The organism is Allorhizocola rhizosphaerae, assembly GCF_003426775.1.
Lineage (GTDB): Bacteria > Actinomycetota > Actinomycetes > Mycobacteriales > Micromonosporaceae > Allorhizocola > Allorhizocola rhizosphaerae.
This window is the reverse complement of sequence record NZ_QJUG01000429.1, coordinates 1-2,603: the sequence shown is the minus strand read 5'-3', so window position 1 is coordinate 2,603 and position 2,603 is coordinate 1. Positions and strand designations below refer to the sequence as shown.

The following is a 2,603-nucleotide window of genomic DNA, read 5'->3' as shown; positions in this document are numbered from 1 at the left end:
GCTGGGCAGATGCCCCGCGGCCAGGCCCCAGGCCCCGGCCAGCTCGGCACGCGCGGCGGCGTCGACCACCGGGCGGCCACCGGGCAGCAGGTTGGGCAGGCAGCCCGTGTCGACCGCGCCACGGTCGCCCGCGCGCCGTGGAACCCACGCCACGTTGGGATGCCCGGCGATCGCGCTCAGCAGGCCGGGCTCCTGCGCGGCGCGCTCGCCCACCAACACGAGGGCATCGTCATCCCACGTGTCCACCAGGGTCGCGCGCAGCTTCTCCAGCCCACGGGACAGGAACGGAGCCACCGCGCTCACGCGCAGCTTGTTCTTCGTGACGGCCTTGCGCAGGCGCAGGAACAGGATCGGGCACTCCTCCTCCGGTTCGAGCGCGACCAGCACGACGTGCTTGGCCTTCTCGACGTCGGCGTAGGTCGTGCCGGTCTGGTAGTGCGCGAGGAACTCGGCCTCCTCCTCGGACAGCGGGCGCGAGCGGAAGTCGATGTCGTTGGTCTGCAACACGACGCGGGCGAACTTGGCATACGCGTATGCGTCCTCGACGGTCAGGCGCCCGCCCGTGAGCACGCCCACCCCGTAGGCGCCGTCGCGCGCCTTGCGCAGCCCTTCGGCCGCCTTCGCGAGCGCCTCGGTCCAGCTCGCCTCTCGCAGTGAGCCGTTCTCGCGGATCAGCGGCGTGGTCAGGCGGTCGAACGCGGTCGCGTAGCGGAAGCCCCACCGGCCCTTGTCGCAGTTCCACTCCTCGTTGACCGCCGGGTCGTTGCCCGCCAGCCGGCGCAGTACCTTGCCGCGGCGGTGGTCGGTGCGCTGGGCGCATCCGGCCGCGCAGTGCTCGCACGCGCTGGGCGTGGACACGAGGTCGAACGGGCGGGCCCGGAACCGGTATTGCGAACCGGTGAGCGCGCCCACCGGGCAGATCTGCACGGTGTTGCCGGAGAAGTAGGAGTTGAACGGGACGTCGCCCGACTCTGGGCCCTCCTCCCCGCCATATACCTCGTCGCGGTACACATTGATCTGCTCGGCCGACGACCGGTCCATGAGGTCGATGAACTTGTCGCCCGCGATCTCGTCGGAGAAGCGGGTGCACCGCTGGCACAGCACGCACCGCTCCCGGTCCAGCAGCACCTGCGACGAGATGTTGATGGGCTTCTCGTATTCGCGCTTGTGCTCGTGGAACCGGGTGTCGGCCCGCCCGCTGGACATCGCCTGGTTCTGCAGTGGGCACTCGCCGCCCTTGTCACACATCGGGCAGTCGAGCGGGTGGTTGATGAGCAGCAGCTCCATGATCCCGGCCTGCGCCTTGGCGGCCACCGGCGACGTCAGGTGCGTCTTGACGACCATGCCGTCGGCAACGGTCTGCGTGCACGAGGCCACCGGCTTGCGCTGGCCCTCCACCTCGACCAGGCACTGGCGGCACGCGCCGGCCGGGGCCAGCAGCGGGTGGTCGCAGAAGCGCGGGATCTCGATGCCCATCCGCTCGGCGGTGCGGATCAGCAGCTCGCCCTTGGGCGCCTTGACCTCCACCCCGTCGACGGTGAGCGTCACCTCGTCGGTGTGCTTGACAACTTCAGCGGTCATCAGTGCCCTCCTGCCGACAGGGCCATCGGCTTCTTGCGGCCCTCGATGTAGTCCAGGTAGTCCTGCTTGAAGTACTGCAGGGACGACGTCACCGGGCTCGTCGCGCCGTCGCCCAGACCGCAGAAGGACCGGCCGAGGATGTTGTCGGCGGTGTCCAGGAGCGTGTCGAGGTCCTCGTACGTACCCTCGCCGGAAAGGATTCGCCGGTAGATCGCCTTCATCCAGTAGTTGCCCTCGCGGCACGGCGTGCACTTGCCGCACGACTCGTGGTGGTAGAACTCCAGCCACCGCCAGGTCGCGTAGACCGGGCAGTCCTGGTCGGAGAAGATCTGCGTGGCCGTGGTCCCGAGGATCGATCCGGCGGCGGCGACCGACTCGAAGTCCAGCGGCACCTCCAGGTGGTCCGCCGTCAACAGCGGCGTGGACGATCCGCCCGGGGTCCAGAAGCGCAGCTGGTGTCCCGGCTGCATGCCGCCCGCGAGCTCGATCAGCTCGCGCAGCGTGATGCCCATCGAGCACTCGTACTGCCCCGGGTTGTTGATCCGGCCGGACAGCGAGTAAATCATTGGGCCGCTTGACTTCTCGGTCCCCATCGACTTCCACCACGCCGCGCCGCCGAGCACGATGTAGGGCACGCTGGCGATGGTGCCCACGTTGTTGACCACGGTCGGGCTGGCGTAGAGGCCGTGCGTCGCGGGGAACGGCGGGCGCAGCCGCGGCTGCCCACGGAAGCCTTCGAGCGAGTCGAGCAGCGCCGTCTCCTCGCCGCAGATGTACGCGCCCGCACCGCTGTGGATGACCAGATCCAGGTCGAACCCGGTCCCCAGGATGTTCTTGCCCAGGTAGCCCGCCTTGTAGGCCTCGTTGACCGCATTGCGCAGCCGGCGGGCGGCGTGCACGGCCTCACCACGGACGTAGATGTAGGCCCGGTTGGCGCGGATCGCGTATGCCGCGATGATGCACCCCTCGACCAGCGAGTGCGGGTCGTGCGTCATCAGCGGCAGGTCCTTGCACGTGCCCGG

General features: G+C 69.5%; 2 protein-coding genes. Both read right to left on the bottom strand.

All coding sequences use genetic code 11. The features are described from left to right. A partial coding sequence (locus DM816_RS41365; RefSeq protein WP_117215879.1) for an NADH-quinone oxidoreductase subunit G occupies positions 1 to 1,581 on the bottom strand: 1,581 nt, incomplete at its 3' end. Further along, the coding region (locus DM816_RS41360) for a complex I 51 kDa subunit family protein (RefSeq protein ID WP_117215878.1) at positions 1,581 to 2,603 on the bottom strand (1,023 nt) is incomplete at its 5' end. The genes DM816_RS41365 and DM816_RS41360, both read right to left, overlap by 1 nt.